The sequence below is a fragment of the Pseudomonas sp. SDO5271_S396 genome (genome assembly GCF_054071795.1).
Map to the genome: position 1 here is coordinate 87,649 of NZ_JBSVWB010000014.1, position 16,370 is coordinate 104,018.

14 protein-coding genes are annotated in these 16,370 nt (G+C 62.0%); 4 read left to right on the plus strand and 10 right to left on the minus strand.

Annotation, left to right across the window (positions count from 1 at the left end; genetic code table 11):
* Window positions 1–210 precede the first annotated feature (210 nt).
* The 3 genes from ACW9IN_RS12705 to ACW9IN_RS12715 form a co-directional block, all read right to left on the minus strand.
* The gene (locus ACW9IN_RS12705) at window positions 211–1,536 is read right to left on the minus strand and encodes a sigma-54-dependent transcriptional regulator (protein ID WP_457366193.1); all 1,326 of its coding nucleotides are present in this window, start codon (window positions 1,534–1,536) and stop codon (window positions 211–213) included.
* The gene (locus ACW9IN_RS12710; protein ID WP_457366194.1) at window positions 1,530–3,296 is read right to left on the minus strand and encodes a sensor histidine kinase; all 1,767 of its coding nucleotides are present in this window, start codon (window positions 3,294–3,296) and stop codon (window positions 1,530–1,532) included. The genes ACW9IN_RS12705 and ACW9IN_RS12710 overlap by 7 nt, the downstream gene beginning before the upstream one ends.
* A gap of 171 nt (window positions 3,297–3,467) precedes the next feature.
* The gene (locus tag ACW9IN_RS12715; protein WP_457366195.1) at window positions 3,468–4,991 is read right to left on the minus strand and encodes a fumarate hydratase; all 1,524 of its coding nucleotides are present in this window, start codon (window positions 4,989–4,991) and stop codon (window positions 3,468–3,470) included.
* Window positions 4,992–5,209: 218 nt separating this feature from the next.
* On the opposite strand from ACW9IN_RS12715, the gene ACW9IN_RS12720 reads away from it, so the two are divergent.
* Together ACW9IN_RS12720 and ACW9IN_RS12725 are read left to right on the plus strand one after the other, a co-directional pair.
* Window positions 5,210–6,142 carry an iron-sulfur-binding ferredoxin reductase gene (locus tag ACW9IN_RS12720; protein ID WP_457366196.1) on the plus strand — a complete coding sequence of 311 codons (933 nt, stop codon included), beginning with the start codon at window positions 5,210–5,212 and terminating at the stop codon, window positions 6,140–6,142.
* Window positions 6,143–6,172: 30 nt separating this feature from the next.
* Window positions 6,173–6,922, plus strand: coding sequence for an enoyl-CoA hydratase (locus ACW9IN_RS12725; protein WP_457366197.1), 750 nt, complete (start codon window positions 6,173–6,175; stop codon window positions 6,920–6,922).
* A gap of 150 nt (window positions 6,923–7,072) precedes the next feature.
* Here ACW9IN_RS12725 and pyk read toward each other — a convergent pair whose 3' ends face one another.
* On the minus strand, window positions 7,073–8,524 hold the full coding sequence (gene pyk, locus ACW9IN_RS12730) for a pyruvate kinase (RefSeq protein ID WP_457366198.1): 1,452 nt from the start codon (window positions 8,522–8,524) through the stop codon (window positions 7,073–7,075).
* A gap of 175 nt (window positions 8,525–8,699) precedes the next feature.
* On the opposite strand from pyk, the gene ACW9IN_RS12735 reads away from it, so the two are divergent.
* Together ACW9IN_RS12735 and ACW9IN_RS12740 are read left to right on the plus strand one after the other, a co-directional pair.
* Window positions 8,700–9,074 carry a tetratricopeptide repeat protein gene (locus tag ACW9IN_RS12735; protein ID WP_426216239.1) on the plus strand — a complete coding sequence of 125 codons (375 nt, stop codon included), beginning with the start codon at window positions 8,700–8,702 and terminating at the stop codon, window positions 9,072–9,074.
* Window positions 9,075–9,298: 224 nt separating this feature from the next.
* Window positions 9,299–9,658, plus strand: coding sequence for a PilZ domain-containing protein (locus ACW9IN_RS12740; protein WP_457366199.1), 360 nt, complete (start codon window positions 9,299–9,301; stop codon window positions 9,656–9,658).
* Window positions 9,659–9,673: 15 nt separating this feature from the next.
* On the opposite strand, the gene ACW9IN_RS12745 is transcribed toward ACW9IN_RS12740, so the two are convergent.
* From ACW9IN_RS12745 to ACW9IN_RS12770, 6 genes are read right to left on the minus strand one after another with little or no spacing between them, the layout of a single operon-like run.
* The gene (locus ACW9IN_RS12745) at window positions 9,674–11,005 is read right to left on the minus strand and encodes a DUF58 domain-containing protein (RefSeq protein ID WP_457366200.1); all 1,332 of its coding nucleotides are present in this window, start codon (window positions 11,003–11,005) and stop codon (window positions 9,674–9,676) included.
* 7 nt (window positions 11,006–11,012) lie between these two features.
* Window positions 11,013–12,008 (minus strand): AAA family ATPase, encoded by a 996-nt coding sequence (locus tag ACW9IN_RS12750; RefSeq protein WP_457366201.1) that lies wholly within the window; start codon window positions 12,006–12,008, stop codon window positions 11,013–11,015.
* Window positions 12,005–13,162 carry a DUF4350 domain-containing protein gene (locus tag ACW9IN_RS12755; protein ID WP_457366202.1) on the minus strand — a complete coding sequence of 386 codons (1,158 nt, stop codon included), beginning with the start codon at window positions 13,160–13,162 and terminating at the stop codon, window positions 12,005–12,007. The genes ACW9IN_RS12750 and ACW9IN_RS12755 overlap by 4 nt, the downstream gene beginning before the upstream one ends.
* A complete protein-coding gene (locus ACW9IN_RS12760; RefSeq protein ID WP_457366203.1) occupies window positions 13,159–14,688 on the minus strand; it encodes a DUF4129 domain-containing protein in 1,530 nt (509 codons plus the stop codon). The genes ACW9IN_RS12755 and ACW9IN_RS12760 overlap by 4 nt, the downstream gene beginning before the upstream one ends.
* A complete protein-coding gene (locus ACW9IN_RS12765; RefSeq protein WP_457366204.1) occupies window positions 14,675–15,655 on the minus strand; it encodes a stage II sporulation protein M in 981 nt (326 codons plus the stop codon). The genes ACW9IN_RS12760 and ACW9IN_RS12765 overlap by 14 nt, the downstream gene beginning before the upstream one ends.
* Window positions 15,652–16,344 carry an RDD family protein gene (locus ACW9IN_RS12770; RefSeq protein ID WP_457366205.1) on the minus strand — a complete coding sequence of 231 codons (693 nt, stop codon included), beginning with the start codon at window positions 16,342–16,344 and terminating at the stop codon, window positions 15,652–15,654. Before ACW9IN_RS12770 ends, ACW9IN_RS12765 begins: the two co-directional genes overlap by 4 nt.
* Window positions 16,345–16,370: the final 26 nt, after the last annotated feature.

Below are 16,370 nucleotides of genomic sequence, written 5' to 3' on the forward strand. Positions count from 1 at the left end.
AGGGCCCGGAATAGACGGGTTTGCGTTTTTTTTTGAGCGGAAAGTCGCTGATAAATCTTGGGTGATAAGCGGAAATCCGCTTATCACCGCTGGCCTCTTCGCAGGCAAGCCAGCTCCCACATTCGACCGCATTCATCCAGTTGGAATGGGATCAAGTGTGGGAGCGGGCTTGCCCGCGAAGGCGGCCTGAAGGCCAATACGAGAAACAGGTCAGAGAAACGAGTCCCGCACCAACCCATGCCGCTGCATCTTTTCATTGAAGGTCCGACGCGGCAGTTGCAGTTCCGCCAGCACCGCCTTGATATCGCCCTTGTGCCGTGTCAGCGCCGCTTTCAAGCAATGCGCCTCGAAGGCTTCCTGTTGCGCCGCCAGGGATTGCCCGGCTTCGATGCCTTCCGGTTCCGGCTCTCCCAGGCCGAGTACCTGGCGTTCAGCCACATTGGCCAGTTCGCGCACGTTGCCCGGCCAGTCATGGCTGAGCAGGCGCCCCAGTTGCGCGCCGCTCAGCGGCTCGACGTTGCGACCCAGGCGTTCGGCGGCGCCTCGGGCAAAGTGATCGAACAGCAGCGGAATGTCTTCGCGCCGTTCGCGCAGGGGCGGCAGGCGCAGTTGCGCGACGTTCAGGCGATAGGCCAGGTCTTCGCGAAAACGCCCGGCCCGCGCCTCCTCCAGCAAGTCAGGCTTGGTGGCGGCGATGATGCGCAGGTCCACCGGGATGCTCTGATTGGAGCCTAGCCGCTCCAGCTTCTGCTCCTGCAACACCCGCAGCAGCTTCACTTGCTGCGCCAGTGGCATGCTTTCGATCTCGTCGAGGAACAGCGTGCCACCGTGGGCGTACTCCAGCTTGCCGATGCGCTTGCCCTGGGCGCCGGTGAAGGCGCCGCTCTCGTGACCGAACAGCTCGGCCTCGAACAGCTGTTCGGGGATCGCCGCACAGTTGAGCGCCACGAAGGCTTTCTTGGCCCGAGGGCCGAAATCATGCAGGCAGCGGGCGACCATCTCTTTGCCGCTGCCGGTCTCGCCACGAATCAGCACATTGACCGGCAGGCTCGCCAGGTCCAGCACCTGGCGACGCAGATTCTGCAAGCCCCGGGAAACCCCCAGCAGGGTGGTTTCCAACTGCGCCCGATGGTCGGCCTGTTGATGCAGGCGACGGTTTTCCAGGATCAGTCCACGCTTATCGAGCGCGCGACGCAGGCTGTTGAGCAGGGCGTCCGGGCTGAAGGGCTTTTCCAGAAAGTCGTAGGCACCGTCGCGCATGGCTTCCACGGCCATCGGCACGTCGCCATGGCCGGTGAGCAATATCACCGGCAGGTCCTTGTCGCGGCGCTGTACCTCGGCCAGCAGTTCCAGGCCGCTGAGCCCCGGCATGCGCACATCGCTCAGGATCACTCCGGGAAAGTCCCTGGGTAACTGTGCCAGGCATTCCTCGGCGCGGCTGAACAGCTGCACGTCAAACCCGGACAGGCTCAACCACTGCTCCACGGCCGTGCGAATGCTGGCTTCGTCATCGACCACAATCACCGCGTTCAGCATAGGTCCGGGGTCTCCAGCGCGATGGGCAGGGTGAGGGTGAACACTGCGCCATCGTCGCGATTGCCGGCGACCAGGCGTCCGCCGAGTTCGTGCACGATAGCGTAGGACACCGCCAGCCCCAAGCCCAGCCCGTCACCGACCGGCTTGGTGGTGAAGAATGGGTCGAACACGCTGTTGAGGTGTTCGTCGGCGATCCCGCCGCCGCTGTCGCTGACGGTCAGTCGCCACAATTGCTGATCGGCGTGCAGGCGGATTTCCAGGCGTTTGCGCGGTTTGTCGGCCATGGCGTCCAGGGCGTTGCGCAGCAGGTTGATCAGCACCTGTTCCAGGCGAATCGCGTCGCCACGAACCCACGCCGGGCGAGTGAGGTCCAGCACGACGCCGATGCTTTCATCGCGCAGGCGAGCGTCCAGCAAGTGCAGCGATTGGTCGACCACCGTGGCCAGGTCCAGGCGTTCGCGCAGGCCGCTGGGGCTTTTGCGCGCGAAGGTCTTGAGATGGCCGGTGAGTGCAGCCATGCGCGTGAGCATGTCGTCCAGCGGCGTGAGTGCCTGGTAGGCGTCGTCGACCCGACCGTGATCCAGCAACAGGCGCAGGGTGGCCAGTTGCATGCGCTGGGCGGTCAGCGGCTGATTGATTTCATGGGCGAGGGCGGCGGACATCTGCCCCAGCGCCGCCAGCTTGGCTGACTGCACCAGGCCATCCTGGGCGGTGCGCAGGGCCTGGGTGCGCTCCTCCACCAATTGTTCCAGCTCTTCACGGCTGCGCTGGCGCAAACGGGCCAGGCGCCAGCGCTGGCTGAGGAACAGCACGAGAAACACCAGGGCCAGCCAGGAACCGGCGGCGGCCAGGCCTGCATTGCGTTGGTCTTCGAAGGCGAACTGCGGTTTGCGCAGCAGGTGCAGGGTCCAGCCCTCGGCCTTCAGCGGCAGGGATTCCCAGATGTAATTGGCGCTGCCGTCAGGGCCGTTGACGCGCATCAAGTGGCTGTTGTCGTCGAAGCGTTGCAGGGTCTGGGTCTCCAGCGGCTGCAGTTGCTTCTTGTCGTATTGACGGGTGGCCTTGAGCTCCGCGAGGTCGTGTTCCGACAGCGGTCGCAAATTGCGGTAGCGCCAGCCCGCCTGGTTGGCGATGAACACAATGCCCCGTGCGTCGCTGACCAGCAGCAGGTCATTGCCTTGTGCCCACTCGCGTTCCAGTTCGGGAAACTCCAGTTTTACCACCATGGCACCGAGGAACTGCTCATGTTCGTCCAGCACTGCGCTGGAGAGGAAATAACCGGGGATGCCGGTGGTCACCCCCACCGCATAAAACCGCCCGGTGCCCTGGCTCAAGGTCTGGCTGAAGTAGGGGCGAAACGCATAGTTGTGTCCGACGTAGCTGCTCGGCAGGTTCCAGTTGCTGGCGGCCACGGCCAGGCCGGTGCGGTCCATCAACTCCAGGGTGGAGGATTGGGCGGCACCGTTGATGCGCTCCAGCTTGCGGTTGAGCACGTCCTGGGTGCTGGCATCCAGAGGGCCTTTCAAGGCGTGGATCATTTCCGAGTCCAGCGCCAGCACGGCGGGCAGGGCTCGGTAGCGTTCGATCAGGGTGTGCAGGGAGTTGGCGTACAGCGCCAGCTGCTGATTGGCACGGGCGGCATCGTCCACCAGGGCCTGACGTTCGGCATGGCGTGTTGCCACGGCGGCGGCCAGCACCGCACCGGCAATGATCAGCAGCGAATAGAAGGTCAGGCGCAGGGGGCGGGGGATCACGATCATACGGTGAGGGGCAGGCGCAATAAGGAGAGTGCACCATACCATGGGCCATCGGATCTGTAGTGAGCGGGCCGTTGTGGGAGCGGGCTGCATCCGGCCTGACAAAAGTGTCAGGCATGAAAAAGGCGACTGGGCGGTGGAGCCGCAGTCGCCTTCATTCAAACGGTCAGGTGCTTACTGCACTTCTACCGCCAGGCTTTCACTGATCTTTTTCTGCCAGATGGCAGGACCGGTGATGTGCACCGATTCACCTTTGCTGTCCACCGCGACGGTGACCGGCATGTCCTTGACCTCGAACTCGTAGATCGCTTCCATCCCCAGTTCGGCGAACGCCAGCACTTTGGATTTCTTGATCGCTTGCGCCACCAGGTAGGCGGCGCCGCCGACGGCCATCAGGTACACCGCCTTGTTGTCCTTGATCGCGTCGATCGCAGTCGGGCCGCGCTCGGACTTGCCGATCATGCCCAGCAGGCCGGTTTGTTCGAGGATCTGGCGGGTGAACTTATCCATCCGCGTGGCGGTGGTCGGACCGGCCGGGCCCACGACTTCGTCGCCAACCGGATCAACCGGGCCGACGTAGTAGATGAAGCGACCCTTGAGGTCCACCGGCAGGGTTTCGCCCTTGTTCAGCATCTCGACCATGCGCTTGTGCGCGGCGTCGCGACCGGTGAGCATCTTGCCGTTGAGCAGCACGGTTTCGCCCGGCTTCCAGCTCTGCACGTCTTCCGGGGTCAGGGTGTCGAGGTTGACGCGGCGGGCCGACGGGCCGGCTTCCCAGACGATCTCCGGGTAGGCGTCCAGCGGTGGCGCTTCCAGCGCTGCCGGGCCCGAGCCGTCGAGCACGAAGTGCGCGTGGCGCGTGGCGGCGCAGTTGGGGATCATGCACACCGGCAGGGAGGCGGCGTGGGTCGGGTAGTCCATGATCTTCACGTCGAGCACGGTGGTCAGGCCGCCCAGGCCCTGGGCGCCAATGCCCAACTGGTTGACCTTCTCGAACAGCTCCAGGCGCATCTCTTCGATGCGGTTCTGCGGGCCACGGGCTTTCAGCTCGTGGATGTCGATGGATTCCATCAACACTTCCTTGGCCATCACCGCGGCTTTCTCTGCGGTGCCGCCGATGCCGATACCCAGCATGCCCGGTGGGCACCAGCCGGCGCCCATGGTCGGAACGGTCTTCAGAACCCAGTCGACGATCGAGTCGGACGGGTTGAGCATGGCCATTTTCGACTTGTTTTCGGAACCGCCGCCCTTGGCCGCCACGTCTACTTCCACGGTGTTGCCCGGGACGATGGAGTAGTGGATGACCGCCGGGGTGTTGTCCTTGGTGTTCTTACGCGCGCCCGCCGGGTCGGCGAGGATGGAAGCACGCAGGACGTTTTCCGGCAGGTTGTAGGCGCGGCGCACGCCTTCGTTGATCATGTCGTCCAGGCCCATGGTGGCGCCGTCCCAACGCACGTCCATGCCCACGCGCACGAACACGGTGACGATACCGGTGTCCTGGCAGATCGGGCGATGGCCGGTGGCGCACATGCGCGAGTTGATCAGGATCTGGGCCATGGAGTCACGGGCTGCCGGCGATTCTTCGCGCAGGTAGGCCTCGTGCATCGCCTGGATGAAATCAACGGGGTGGTAGTAGGAAATGAATTGCAGGGCGTCGGCAACGCTCTGAATCAGGTCGTCTTGCTTGATCACGGTCATGAGTCGCGCTCCTCTATAAGGGAACATTCAATAAAGGTGGCTTCAGTGGGGTGCATCGGTCGGCTGAGGCCACCTTTCCAAGACACGCCGGTGTGGAGCTGGCGCGACGCTAAAAAGGCGCGGCAGTATAACCCGGCTCGGTGGCCGATACACCCGACTATGGTCAAACTCTGCCGGGCATGATTCCCTGTGCGCACCCTATGTGATTGAGACCTTATATGCCTGAACTGTATGTCGGTGAGCGCCACTGGTCGGTATCCGCCGGCAGCAACCTGCTGGACGCCTTGAACCAGGCGGGCGTGGCCGTGCCCTACAGTTGCCGCGCGGGCAGTTGCCATGCCTGCCTGGTGCGCTGCCGGGGCGATGTCATCGACAAGCAACCGGACGCCTTGAACCCGGACCGGCGTCAGGCAGGCTGGCGTCTCGCGTGTCAGTGTTCGGTGGCTGGCGACGTGCAGGTCGAGGTGTTTGACCCGCTGAGCGATGGCTTGCCCGCACAGGTGCTGCGCGCCGACTGGCTCAATGCATCGGTGTTGCGCCTGCGTTTGCAGCCCGAACGCGGGTTTCGCTACCGCGCCGGGCAGCATGTGGTGCTGTGGACGGGTAACGTGGCACGGCCTTATTCGCTGGCGAGTCTGCCCCAAGTCGACCCGTATCTGGAGTTTCACCTCGATTGCCGATTGCCGGGTGAATTCAGCGATGCCGCCCGTGCACTCAAGGCGGGTGACAGCCTGCGCCTGGGTGAATTGCGCGGTGGGGCCTTGCAATACGATCCCGACTGGCACGCGCGCCCGCTCTGGCTGATGGGCAGCGGTACCGGGCTTGCGCCGTTGTGGGGCATATTGCGCGAAGCCTTGCGCCAGGAGCATCGGGGTGCGATCCGGGTGATCCACCTGGCCCACGATGACAATGGGCATTACCTGGCCGAGCCACTGGCTGCATTGGCCGCCAGCCATGCCAACCTCAGTGTCGAGCTGTGGACCCAGGCTCAGTTGACCGAGGTTTTGGCGCAACTGCGGCTTGTTTCCCGGCAAACACTGGCTTTACTCTGCGGGCACCCTGCCAATGTCGAGGCCTTCTCCAAGCGCCTGTTCCTGGCGGGGCTGCCGCGTAACCAACTGCTGGCTGACGTGTTCCTGCCCCGTGGTTGAGCGCTGAATCTTTCCGCCGCGAGAGTTGCCATGACCGATGCCATCCAATCGTCGCGCGAACAAGGGCTGCTGATCCTGCAGCTCAATCGCCCAGACAAAAAAAACGCCCTGACCCGCGCCATGTACAGCCAGTTGGGCGACGCCCTGGAACAGGCGGATGCCGATGCGAGCATCAACGCGGTGCTGATCCAGGGCAGCGCGGAATGTTTTACTGCCGGGAACGACCTCGTCGATTTTCTCGAAGAGCCTCCCGCCAGCCTCGACAGCCCGGTCTTCAACTTCATGAAAAGCCTGCTCAACTGCCGAAAACCGGTAATTGCAGGTGTGGCCGGGGTGGCGGTGGGCATCGGTACCACGTTGTTGCTGCATTGCGATCTGGTTTATGTCAGCCGGGACGCGCGTCTGCGCATGCCGTTCGTCAACCTGGGGTTGTGCCCCGAGTTTGGCTCCAGCCTGATTCTTCCGCGATTGCTCGGGCACGCGAAGGCCGCCGAACTGTTGTTGTTGGGCGAAGGCTTTACCGGAGAGCAGGCGGCGGCCTGGGGCATTGCCACCGAGGCGCTCAGCAGTGGCGAGGCCGCACTGGCCAAGGCGCGCGAGGTTGCCGGGCGTTTCGAGACGCTGGCGACGGGGGCCGTGCAGGTCAGCAAGCACCTGATGAAAAGCGTCGACCGTGAACAGTTGCGGCAGGTGATCGAGGAGGAAGGCGCGCTGTTTATCCAGCGGTTGAAGTCACCGGAAGCGATTGCGGCGTTGTCGGCGTTTATCACCAAACGCTGATGACGCTATCGCAGGCAAGCCAGCTCCCACATCGGAATGCAGTTAACTGTGGGAGCCGGGCTTGCCCGCGATGAGGCCGAACGGACAACATAAAATCTTCAGGCATAAAAAAGCCCCGAACCAGTCGGGGCTTTCGCATCTAACGCTCACTCAGACCTGTGGGTCGCCCACGTGCAGGATCTTCATGCCGTTGGTGCCACCGGTGGTGTGGTAGCTGTCACCCTTGGTCAAAATGACCCAGTCGCCCTTCTCCACGACACCGCGCTTGACCAACTCGTCGATTGCCTTCTGGCTGACTTCGTTCGGCGCCAGCGAAGCCGGATCGAACGGAACGGTGTACACGCCACGGAACATTGCCGTGCGAGCCTGGGCTTCACGGTGTGGGGTGAATGCGTAGATCGGCACCGAAGAACGGATGCGCGACATGATCAACGGCGTGTAGCCACTTTCGGTCAGTGCGATGATCGCCTTCACGCCCGGGAAGTGGTTGGCGGTGTACATGGCCGCCAGGGCGATACTCTGGTCGCAGCTTTCGAACTCTTTGCCGATGCGGTGGCTGGAGGTCTTGCTGGTTGGGTGCTTTTCAGCGCCGAGGCAGATACGCGCCATGGCTTGCACCGCTTCCAGCGGGTACGGGCCGGCGGCACTTTCTGCCGAGAGCATCACGGCGTCGGTGTAGTCGAGCACGGCGTTGGCCACGTCGGACACTTCGGCACGGGTCGGCATCGGGTTCTGGATCATCGACTCCATCATCTGGGTCGCCACGATCACCGCTTTGTTGTGGCGGCGAGCGTGCAGGATGATCTTCTTCTGGATACCGATCAGCTCGGCATCGCCGATTTCCACGCCCAAGTCGCCACGGGCAACCATCACGGCGTCGGAAGCCTCAATCAGGTCGTCGAGGGTTTCGTCGTCGGCCACGGCTTCGGCGCGTTCGATCTTGGCGACCAGCCAAGCGGTACCGCCGGCTTCGTCGCGCAACTGACGGGCATATTTCATGTCAGCGGCGTCGCGCGGGAAGGATACCGCGAGGTAGTCCACTTCCATTTCGGCAGCGAGCTTGATGTCGGCCTTGTCTTTTTCAGTCAGGGCCGGTGCCGTCAGGCCGCCGCCACGACGGTTGATGCCTTTGTGGTCCGACAGCGGACCGCCGATGATCACGACGCAGTTCAGTTCGGTCTCGGTCGCGGTCTCGACGCGCATGACCACGCGGCCGTCATCCAGCAGCAGTTCGTCACCGACACCGCAGTCCTTGACCAGGTCCGGGTAGTCGATACCCACGACTTGCTGGTTGCCTTCGGTCAGCGGGTGGCTGGTGGAGAAGGTGAATTTGTCACCGATTTTCAGCTCGATCCGCTTGTTGGCGAATTTGGCGATACGAATCTTGGGGCCTTGCAGGTCACCCAGCAGTGCAACGAAGCGACCGTGCTTGGCAGCCAGGTCACGCACCAGTTTGGCGCGAGCCTTGTGCTCGTCCGGGGTGCCGTGGGAGAAGTTCAGACGGGCGACGTCCAAACCAGCCAGAATCAGCTGTTCGAGGACTTCCGGCGAGTTACTGGCCGGGCCAAGGGTGGCGACGATTTTGGTACGACGGACGGACATGCACAGACTCCTGAGTTCAAGCGCTGGGGAAGGCTACTATGCTCTTTCGTTGTAGTCATTGTTCGTTTGCACTACTTATCGACGATTCGCTTGTTTTTGCTTCGGATGAATCCATGAACAACCTTGAAGATTTTCGACTAGGGGTCGATACACTGCTCAAGACAGGAGAACCCTCATGCGAATTTTGCTCATTGCTGCCCTGGCCGTCAGTGTCGTCGGCTGTACCCGCTGGTCGATGGACCATCATTTGAACAACGCGTATCGCGCCTACAAGGTAGGTGATTGCGAACGCGTCACCCTGGAGTTGTCCCAGGTCGACCGTGAGAGCCGCACCCGGCGCTATGTGCAACCGGAGGTCTCGATGTTGCGCGGGCAGTGCCTGGAGCGGCAGAAATTGTTTGTCGATGCGGTTCAGACCTACCAGTTCATCATCAATCAGTACCCTTCGAGCGAGTATGCCTACCGTGCCCGTGCAAGGCTCGATACCCTGCAGCAACTGGGGCATTACCCCGGTGCAAGCGTGGCTCAGCCGCGTCCGGCGCCATTGTAATGATGTTTGTCATTTCATAGCTGGCCTGCTGCCAGTCTTGGGCTATTCTTCGGAGACTGGTTTGTACAAGATTCCGTATAACCCAAGGCAAAACCCGGATTCGGCAGTTGTAAGGTGACAAAAGTGGTCGGTTGTCACACCGAGATCCAGGGAGAGCGAGTTGTGATACTCGTTCCGAATCACTGGCACGGCCACGAACATGGCCACTGGATGGCGATCTCACCATGTTTACCGAACGACGGATCGAGCGGCATCAGCTGCCTTGTTTTCTGCAAGTGTTCAACCGCCTGACTGACAAACCCATCGGGTTTCTGGGCAATGCGTCCGAGGATGGACTCATGTTGATCAGCCAGTTGCCCATGATGGTGGATGTGGATTTCGAGTTGCGGTTGAAGGTACCCGGCCCTCAAGGCACCCTTCATGCCATCGACCTGACGGCAACCTGCCTGTGGAGCCATGAAGACATCAACCCGCAGCATTACGATTCCGGGTTCATCGTACTTGAGGCATCCGAAGAGTACGGGCAGCTCATCACTGCCTTGGTACAGTATTTCAGCTTCGATCCCTTGCAGGCATCCGCTTAGAAGTGGGCGCCTGGGTTACAGCACGCCCGCCTTTTTCCAGCCCAGGTAGCGTGTTACCAGCGCGGGGCCCAATGCAGAAGGCAGGATGTCCAAGACCGACAGACCTTGTGCTACCAGGCGTTCATGCAGTTCGTTGCGTGTGTTGAGGTAGTCGACGGTGCCGCTGTAGGCCAGGGCTTCAGTTAACGTCTGTACGGGCGCGTTGCGCAACTGGTCCAATACTTCTTCCCGCAGGCTGGCCACCAGTACCCGATGCTGACGGCTGATGCGCTTGACCGCTGTCATGAACGCTTCGTCATCCTCATCCCGCAGGTTGGTCACCATGATCACCAGCGAGCGGCGTTTTTGCCGGGCCAGTAACTGGCTGGCGGCTGCTGGGTAATCGGCGGTGCGTCGCGTGGTGTCCAGGTCATATACCGCGTTGAGCAGCCGGTTCAACTGACCGCTGCCCTTGACGGGCGCCAGGTACCGAGGCTGATCTGCGGCGAAGGTGCAGAGCCCGACTGCATCGCCCTGGCGCAAGGCGACATAACTGAGCAGCAGGCAGGCATTGAGCGCATGGTCGAAGTGAGCCAGTTCGTCATCCTGGCTGCGCATGCGGCGGCCACAATCGAGCATGAATACGATCTGCTGGTCGCGCTCATCCTGATACTCCCGGGCTATCGGCGTGCGTTGCCGTGCGGTTGCCTTCCAGTCGATCTGACGCAGGCTGTCGCCCTCGCGAAACTCGCGCAATTGATGGAATTCCTGCCCCAGTCCCCGCCGCTGACGCTGGCGAACCCCCAGTTGGCTCAACCAGTTATTCACATCCAACAGTTGTGCGCCGTACAGCCGTGCGAAATCGGGGTAGACGCGTGTGGCGTCATGGGTGTCGATAAAGCGACGTGCCGACCACAGCCCCAGGGGGCTGGGCAGGTAGATTTCGCACCGATTGAAACTGAAGTGCCCCCGTCGCAGCGGGCGTAACCGGTATCCCAGTTCGCTGCGCTCGCCAGGGCGGAGTTCGATGGACTGGGGCATGTTCTCTGCGCTCAGGCCATCTGGCACATGATCGAATAGCTGTGCTTTCAAGGGCTGCGGGTAATCATGTTCCAGCGTCAGGCGTACCTCGCCCCAGCGTCCCAGTGCCAGGCTGCCAGGCATCTGTCGGTACACCCGTGGGGACGGACGACGACGCAATCGCAAGGCGTCCAGCAGTGCCAGCAGCAACAGTGCTAGGAACAAGCCCCAGAGTATGGCGTACAGGGTGTCGGGCACCTTGAGTTGCAAGGCTGTTGCCGTGCCCAGCACAAGGCTCAGGCCCAGCAGTATGCCCAGCCAGATCAACAGCAGACGAGTGGGCTTCATGGACGCGTCATTGCCGGGGTGCCGGAATCTGGTCGAGCATCTGTGTGAGCACCTGGTCCACCTCCAGACCATCGATGTCCAGTTCGGGAGCGATGCGCACTCTATGGCGCAAGACCGCCAGGGCACAGCCCTTGATATCGTCCGGCGTGACAAACTCACCGCCGCGCAACAAGGCCCGTGCCCGCGCGCCACGGACCAGAGCAATCGAGGCGCGGGGTCCGGCCCCGATGGTCAGCCCTGGCCAGCTTCGAGTAGCTCGCGCCAGGCGCACGGCATAATCGAGTACTTGCTCGTCGAGGGCCAGACCACTGGCGATCTGCTGTAGCTGCAGCACATCTTCGGCCGTCAGTACGGTGCGCAGAGGCTGTACATCCAGCATGTCGGCGCGGGACGAGCGCGTCACTTCGCGCACCATATCCAGCTCTTGCCGGGCGTCGGGGTAATCCATGCGGACCTTGAGCATGAAGCGATCCAGCTCGGCCTCGGGCAGCGGGTATGTGCCTTCCTGTTCGATGGGGTTCTGGGTCGCCAGCACCATGAAGGGCTGACCAATGGGCAGTGCCTCGCCTTCAAGGGTGACCTGGCGCTCCTGCATGGCCTCGAGCAGCGCGGCCTGTGTCTTGGCCGGCGCGCGGTTGATTTCGTCGGCCAGCAGCAGGTGGGTGAAGAGTGGGCCTTTGCGCAACTTGAACTGTTCGGTGTGCAGGTCGTACACGGCATGGCCGGTGACATCGCTGGGCATCAGGTCGGGCGTGAACTGGATGCGCGCGAAGTCGCCGCCGAAGCAGCGGGCCAGGGCGCGGACCAGCAAGGTTTTGCCCAGCCCGGGGACGCCTTCGAGCAACACATGGCCGCCGGCGATCAGTGCGGTGAGTACATCGTCGATCACCGGGTCCTGGCCTATCACGGCCTTGCGCAACTCGACCCGCAGGGCCTGGGCTTGCTGGCTGGCGTGTAGCAGGGTTGCGTCGGGCACGGGGGGAGTGGCCGGAAATTCGCTCATAGGGCGTTCCTGAGGTTTTGCAGGCATGCCACCTGACGGCTGAAGTCGGCACTGGAAAGCCGTTTCACCGGGAGTGGGCCGAGGGCCTGGCTGATGACGTGGGAGGGTTGGCGCGTCAGGTGTTCAAGGGCCTGCCACTGTTCTGTTGTGTCGAGATGTTCAAAGCCTGGGTGGCGATGCCTGGCGGCACGCAGCACATCGCGCTGCAAGGCCAGCAGCAGGGTGCCCTGGCCGCTGCGTCGCAGCAGGAAGTCGGCGCTGGCTTTCAGATGTTCCTGCAATTGTCGACGAGCCCTTGGCGCAGGTGCCTGGATTGGGCCCTGACGCATGCCCGCGTGCCAAAGCGCCAGGGCAATTAATGCCGCCAACGCTGTCAGTGCCTGGGGAAAGTAGCGCAACAGCAGCGTGAACAGATCGTCTACGTCTGTGTTGAACAGCAACGTGACATCGGTGCCCTGGTTCAGGTACCACAGCAGCCAGGCATTGTCGTGCCGACCGATGGCAGGGGTCTTCCATAGGTCGCTGTCGGTCACCACAGTGACACGACCTTGTCCGAGGTTGAGCTGCATCAGGTGGCTGGATTTGGCGCTGTTGGCGGAAAACTGTGCGAGATGCCTCGGGTCGATGAGGTTGAAGTCGGTGTCAAAGCTGAAATAGGCAGGCGCGGTTTCATTGTCCACGTAGAGCTTGGTGAGGTCCGGTGCTTTTTTCTTGCGCGGCAGGGCGGGTTCGTCAAACTCCTCGCTGAAGGCTTGATGCAGTTGCAGGCGGTCGAGCAGCAGGTCGCCACTTTTACCGGTTTCTTCATCCCACAGGGCCTCGGCCACGATCAGCAGGTGCCCCCCGGATTTCACCCAGGCCAGCAGTTGCTCCACTTGCCTTGGCGCCATGCTGCCGCGTTCGCCCAAGAGCAGCAGGCTGTTGCCCTGAGCTGGCAGGCTGGCCAGTCGCTCGAGGTTATTGGCATGCTCAATCGCCAGGCCCTGTTGGCGCAGGAAGTGTTCTGCCGCCAGATAAGGGTTGGTCAAGGCTTCCGGGGAGGGGCCACGATCGACGACTTCGTCATAAGGGATTGCGTGGTGCCAAAGGTAAAAACCTCCCGCTCCCAGCACGCCTGCCAGCAATAACCCGAGCCACAGCCACCACCGGTTCATTGGGCGTCCCCCGGGCTGAATAGCGCACGCCATTCATTGCACAGTTTTTCCCGAGCCGAGACCGGCGGGAGGCGGTGGCCGTAGGCAAGGTTCTGCCAGTGTTGCGTCAGTTCATCGCTGAAGGTCAGCAGTTGCGGTTTATGCAAGTGGTGAATGTGCTCCAGCACCTGTCCTTCGGTGTCGGCGTTTTTCAGCGGCAGATTGAAGTCGTGCAGCAACCGATTCAGCAGACCGCGATACAGCAGGCCAAGGGCTTCCCGTGGTTGGCTGACCCACAGTTGCTCTGCGGTGCCGGCGATGTCTTCGGGCAAGGTTTCGGTGCCCAACTCAAGGCCGAACAATTGCGTGGGGATCGCTCGGGAAATCTTCGTTTTGCGAGGCCTGCGTTTGCTGACGAACGTGCGCAGCCAATCACGGTAGCGCCACACCAACAGCGCCACGGCAGCAGCCAGCAAGCTCCATAGCAACACCTCCAGACCTTGGGCGAAGTGCTTGAAAGTATTGCTGTTGAAGTTGTCCAGCAATGTTTGTAGCCAAACCGGCAGCTTGCCGTCCCTGTGGGATGTATTCCTGTCGGCGGTTTTTTCTTCGCCAAAGCGGTAGCGGGTGACCGTCTCGGGATTTTTGAAGGGCGGCTGTTCCAGTAGCGACTTGATCGATTGGCTCGCCGACTGGGTACTTACGGGTTTGGCGGGCGTTGGGGCATCTGCCAGGGCGGGACGATGGACGGGCAGCAGGCACAATCCGATCACCAGAGCCACCAGCGGTGCCACAGTACTCAGGCGTTGGCGCAGGCGACGGAACACCAGTTCCAGGTCCCAGGCCTCCAGTACCGTACGGCGGTTGAGGTACAGGCTGAAACCGCAGGCTACGTAGATCGGTTCCCAGAACACCAGGATCAGGGCATAGAAAAAATTGCCCAGGTGCTCCAGCCACAGTCCTTCCGGGCTTGTCGCCGTTGCCAGCCGTTGCCAGTCCCAGTCCAGTTCGACTTGTTGAGGAATGAATAGATAGAAGAGCGCCATGCAGCCGAACCAGAGACCGATTTCGAGGTGCACCCCCAGGGTGGTCAGCCAGCGGGCCGCACCAGCATTGCGTTGTTGCAGGACGCCCAGGCGTTGTTGACGTGCCTGGCCATCCAGACCTTCGAGCTGACTGACCGGCATCAGGAAGCTGCGGCTCAGGCTGAATCTGCGCCAGGTCAGGCTGGCCAGCAGTTGGCCCTTGAGCAGTCGTGGCCACTGGCGGACGGCTTGCCTGCCAGTGGGTGTTTCGCCAAACAGGGCTTTGGACAGTATGTACAGCGGCAACCGATCGAATGCCGGCTTGAGCCACCAGAACAGGAACATGGCGGTGGACGGGTAATCCCACAGCAGCACCGTGAGCAGTGCAAACACGGGCAGGCTGATCAGTGCCCAACTGCTCATCAGCAGTGCGCGATGCTCACCGGCCATGAGCACGCCAAGGTCCATGGCTTCCCAGGCGGTGCGGGGGCGGATCGCTACGCTGGCATCACTCAGGCGCATGGTGAGTCCGCCCGGCAAGTGTCAAGTAGGCGATCACGCTGGTCCAGAGCGTTGCACCGACCAGGTATTTGATCCAGGGGGCGATCACGGTGGTGGAGGACCAGTAGGCCTCGATAAAGGCTGCGATCAGCAGGAACAGCATTACGCCACAAAGCATCTGCACGCTTTTGCGCGCAGCCATACGCAGGGATTCGCCGCGTGTCAGTTGACCGGGCGCGATCAGCGACCATCCCAGTTGCAAGCCTGCCGCTCCCGCCAGGACGATGGCCGTGAGTTCAAAGGCGCCATGGCCAATGACAAATGACCAGAAGGTCTGGCCATAGCCGATTTCGGTGAGGTGGCCTGAAATTGCACCAATGATCATGCCGTTGAAGAACAGGAAGAACATGCTGCCAAGGCCGAACAGCAAGCCGGCGGCAAAGGTCTGGAAGGCGATGCCGATGTTGTGCATCACGTAGTAGCCGAACATCATCCAGTCCTCGCTGGAGGCGCGTTCGGCGGCTCGCCCCAGACGGCTTGCTTCGGGGTTGTACATGTCCTGCATCTCGGCCACCTGTTGGGGGCCGACGATGCTGTAAATGAGGTCGGGGAACAGGTAGACCAGCAGGGCAATCCCCAGCAGGCTGCCCAGGAACAACAGGCCGGCGACCAGGACGAAACGCCATTCCTCACGTACCAGTCGGGGGAAACCGGCCAGCAAAAATCCCAGCGCATTGGCTGAAAGCTGGCTGCGATGTCGATACAGCTGTTGATGCCCGCGCAAGGCCAATTGCTGCAGCGGGTCCACCAGGTAGCTGCTGTAGCCGCGCTCCTGGGCCAGGGCCAGGTGTTGGCAAAGACGTCGGTACTGATAGGGGAAGTTGCCCATGTCGGCTGTCTTGGCCTTGCCTTGTTCCAGGGCTTTCAGGCTGTCCTCGAATGCCTGCCATTGGGGTTGGTGACGGCTTTCGAAAAGGCTCTGCTTCATGTTGGCCCCAGCAGGCCGCGGGCCACGCCATTCAATTGTTCGGTGGCGCGAGCCGGAGATACCTGCAGAGGTGTTGCCAGGATGGACGCCAGCTCGTGAACCCGTTCCGGGGAGAGTTCGCCCTGGCGTTCGGCGAAGCCAAGAATGGCCCGCTGCTCAGTCAGGTCCAGGGCAAACGGCAGGCGCAGTGCCATGCCTTGCGGCACTTTGGGGCGGTTGAGGGGCTGTTCACGGTAGATCACCAGCGTGCCAGCAGCGAGGTCACCCAGCCGTTTGAAGTGTGGGTGTTGCAGGCAACTGATCGCACCCAGGAAGTAACCGAAGGGCAGCATGTCGACAAAACGCAGCAGATTACGGATCAGGGAAGCGGACCAGCCGATAGGTGTGCCATCGTCATGTATCACGCGTAATCCCATGACCTGCTTGCCCGGGGTGTGGCCCTGATTGAGCACTTCAAACAGCACCATGTACCACCAACTGACCAAGAACAACAGCAATGAGCCCAGTCCGATGCCAATGTTGCCGAGCAGGGACAGCGGCAGCAGCATGACGCCCATGATAATCCCGCGGATGCCCAGGTCGAAGGCAAAGGCCAGTGAGCGTGGCAGCAGGCCTGCCGGGCGCAATGGCAGGTCGATACCCTCCGGGGTCTCGATCTGGTAGCGGGTGTCCAGGGGAGCTGATGGCATCGCGATCCTTGGCAGTGCAAAGCGGT

Bases quoted from the DNA above. Each gene is read 5' to 3' on its own strand.
- ACW9IN_RS12755 (WP_457366202.1), bottom strand. From the start codon at position 13,162: ATGAACCGGTGGTGGCTGTGGCTCGGGTTATTGCTGGCAGGCGTGCTG.
- ACW9IN_RS12720 (WP_457366196.1), top strand. From the start codon at position 5,210: ATGCCTGAACTGTATGTCGGTGAGCGCCACTGGTCGGTATCCGCCGGC.
- ACW9IN_RS12715 (WP_457366195.1), bottom strand. From the start codon at position 4,991: ATGACCGTGATCAAGCAAGACGACCTGATTCAGAGCGTTGCCGACGCC.
- ACW9IN_RS12710 (WP_457366194.1), bottom strand. From the start codon at position 3,296: ATGATCGTGATCCCCCGCCCCCTGCGCCTGACCTTCTATTCGCTGCTG.
- pyk (WP_457366198.1), bottom strand. From the start codon at position 8,524: ATGTCCGTCCGTCGTACCAAAATCGTCGCCACCCTTGGCCCGGCCAGT.
- ACW9IN_RS12765 (WP_457366204.1), bottom strand. From the start codon at position 15,655: ATGAAGCAGAGCCTTTTCGAAAGCCGTCACCAACCCCAATGGCAGGCA.
- ACW9IN_RS12735 (WP_426216239.1), top strand. From the start codon at position 8,700: ATGCGAATTTTGCTCATTGCTGCCCTGGCCGTCAGTGTCGTCGGCTGT.
- ACW9IN_RS12760 (WP_457366203.1), bottom strand. From the start codon at position 14,688: ATGCGCCTGAGTGATGCCAGCGTAGCGATCCGCCCCCGCACCGCCTGG.
- ACW9IN_RS12740 (WP_457366199.1), top strand. From the start codon at position 9,299: ATGTTTACCGAACGACGGATCGAGCGGCATCAGCTGCCTTGTTTTCTG.
- ACW9IN_RS12770 (WP_457366205.1), bottom strand. From the start codon at position 16,344: ATGCCATCAGCTCCCCTGGACACCCGCTACCAGATCGAGACCCCGGAG.
- ACW9IN_RS12745 (WP_457366200.1), bottom strand. From the start codon at position 11,005: ATGAAGCCCACTCGTCTGCTGTTGATCTGGCTGGGCATACTGCTGGGC.
- ACW9IN_RS12750 (WP_457366201.1), bottom strand. From the start codon at position 12,008: ATGAGCGAATTTCCGGCCACTCCCCCCGTGCCCGACGCAACCCTGCTA.
- ACW9IN_RS12705 (WP_457366193.1), bottom strand. From the start codon at position 1,536: ATGCTGAACGCGGTGATTGTGGTCGATGACGAAGCCAGCATTCGCACG.
- ACW9IN_RS12725 (WP_457366197.1), top strand. From the start codon at position 6,173: ATGACCGATGCCATCCAATCGTCGCGCGAACAAGGGCTGCTGATCCTG.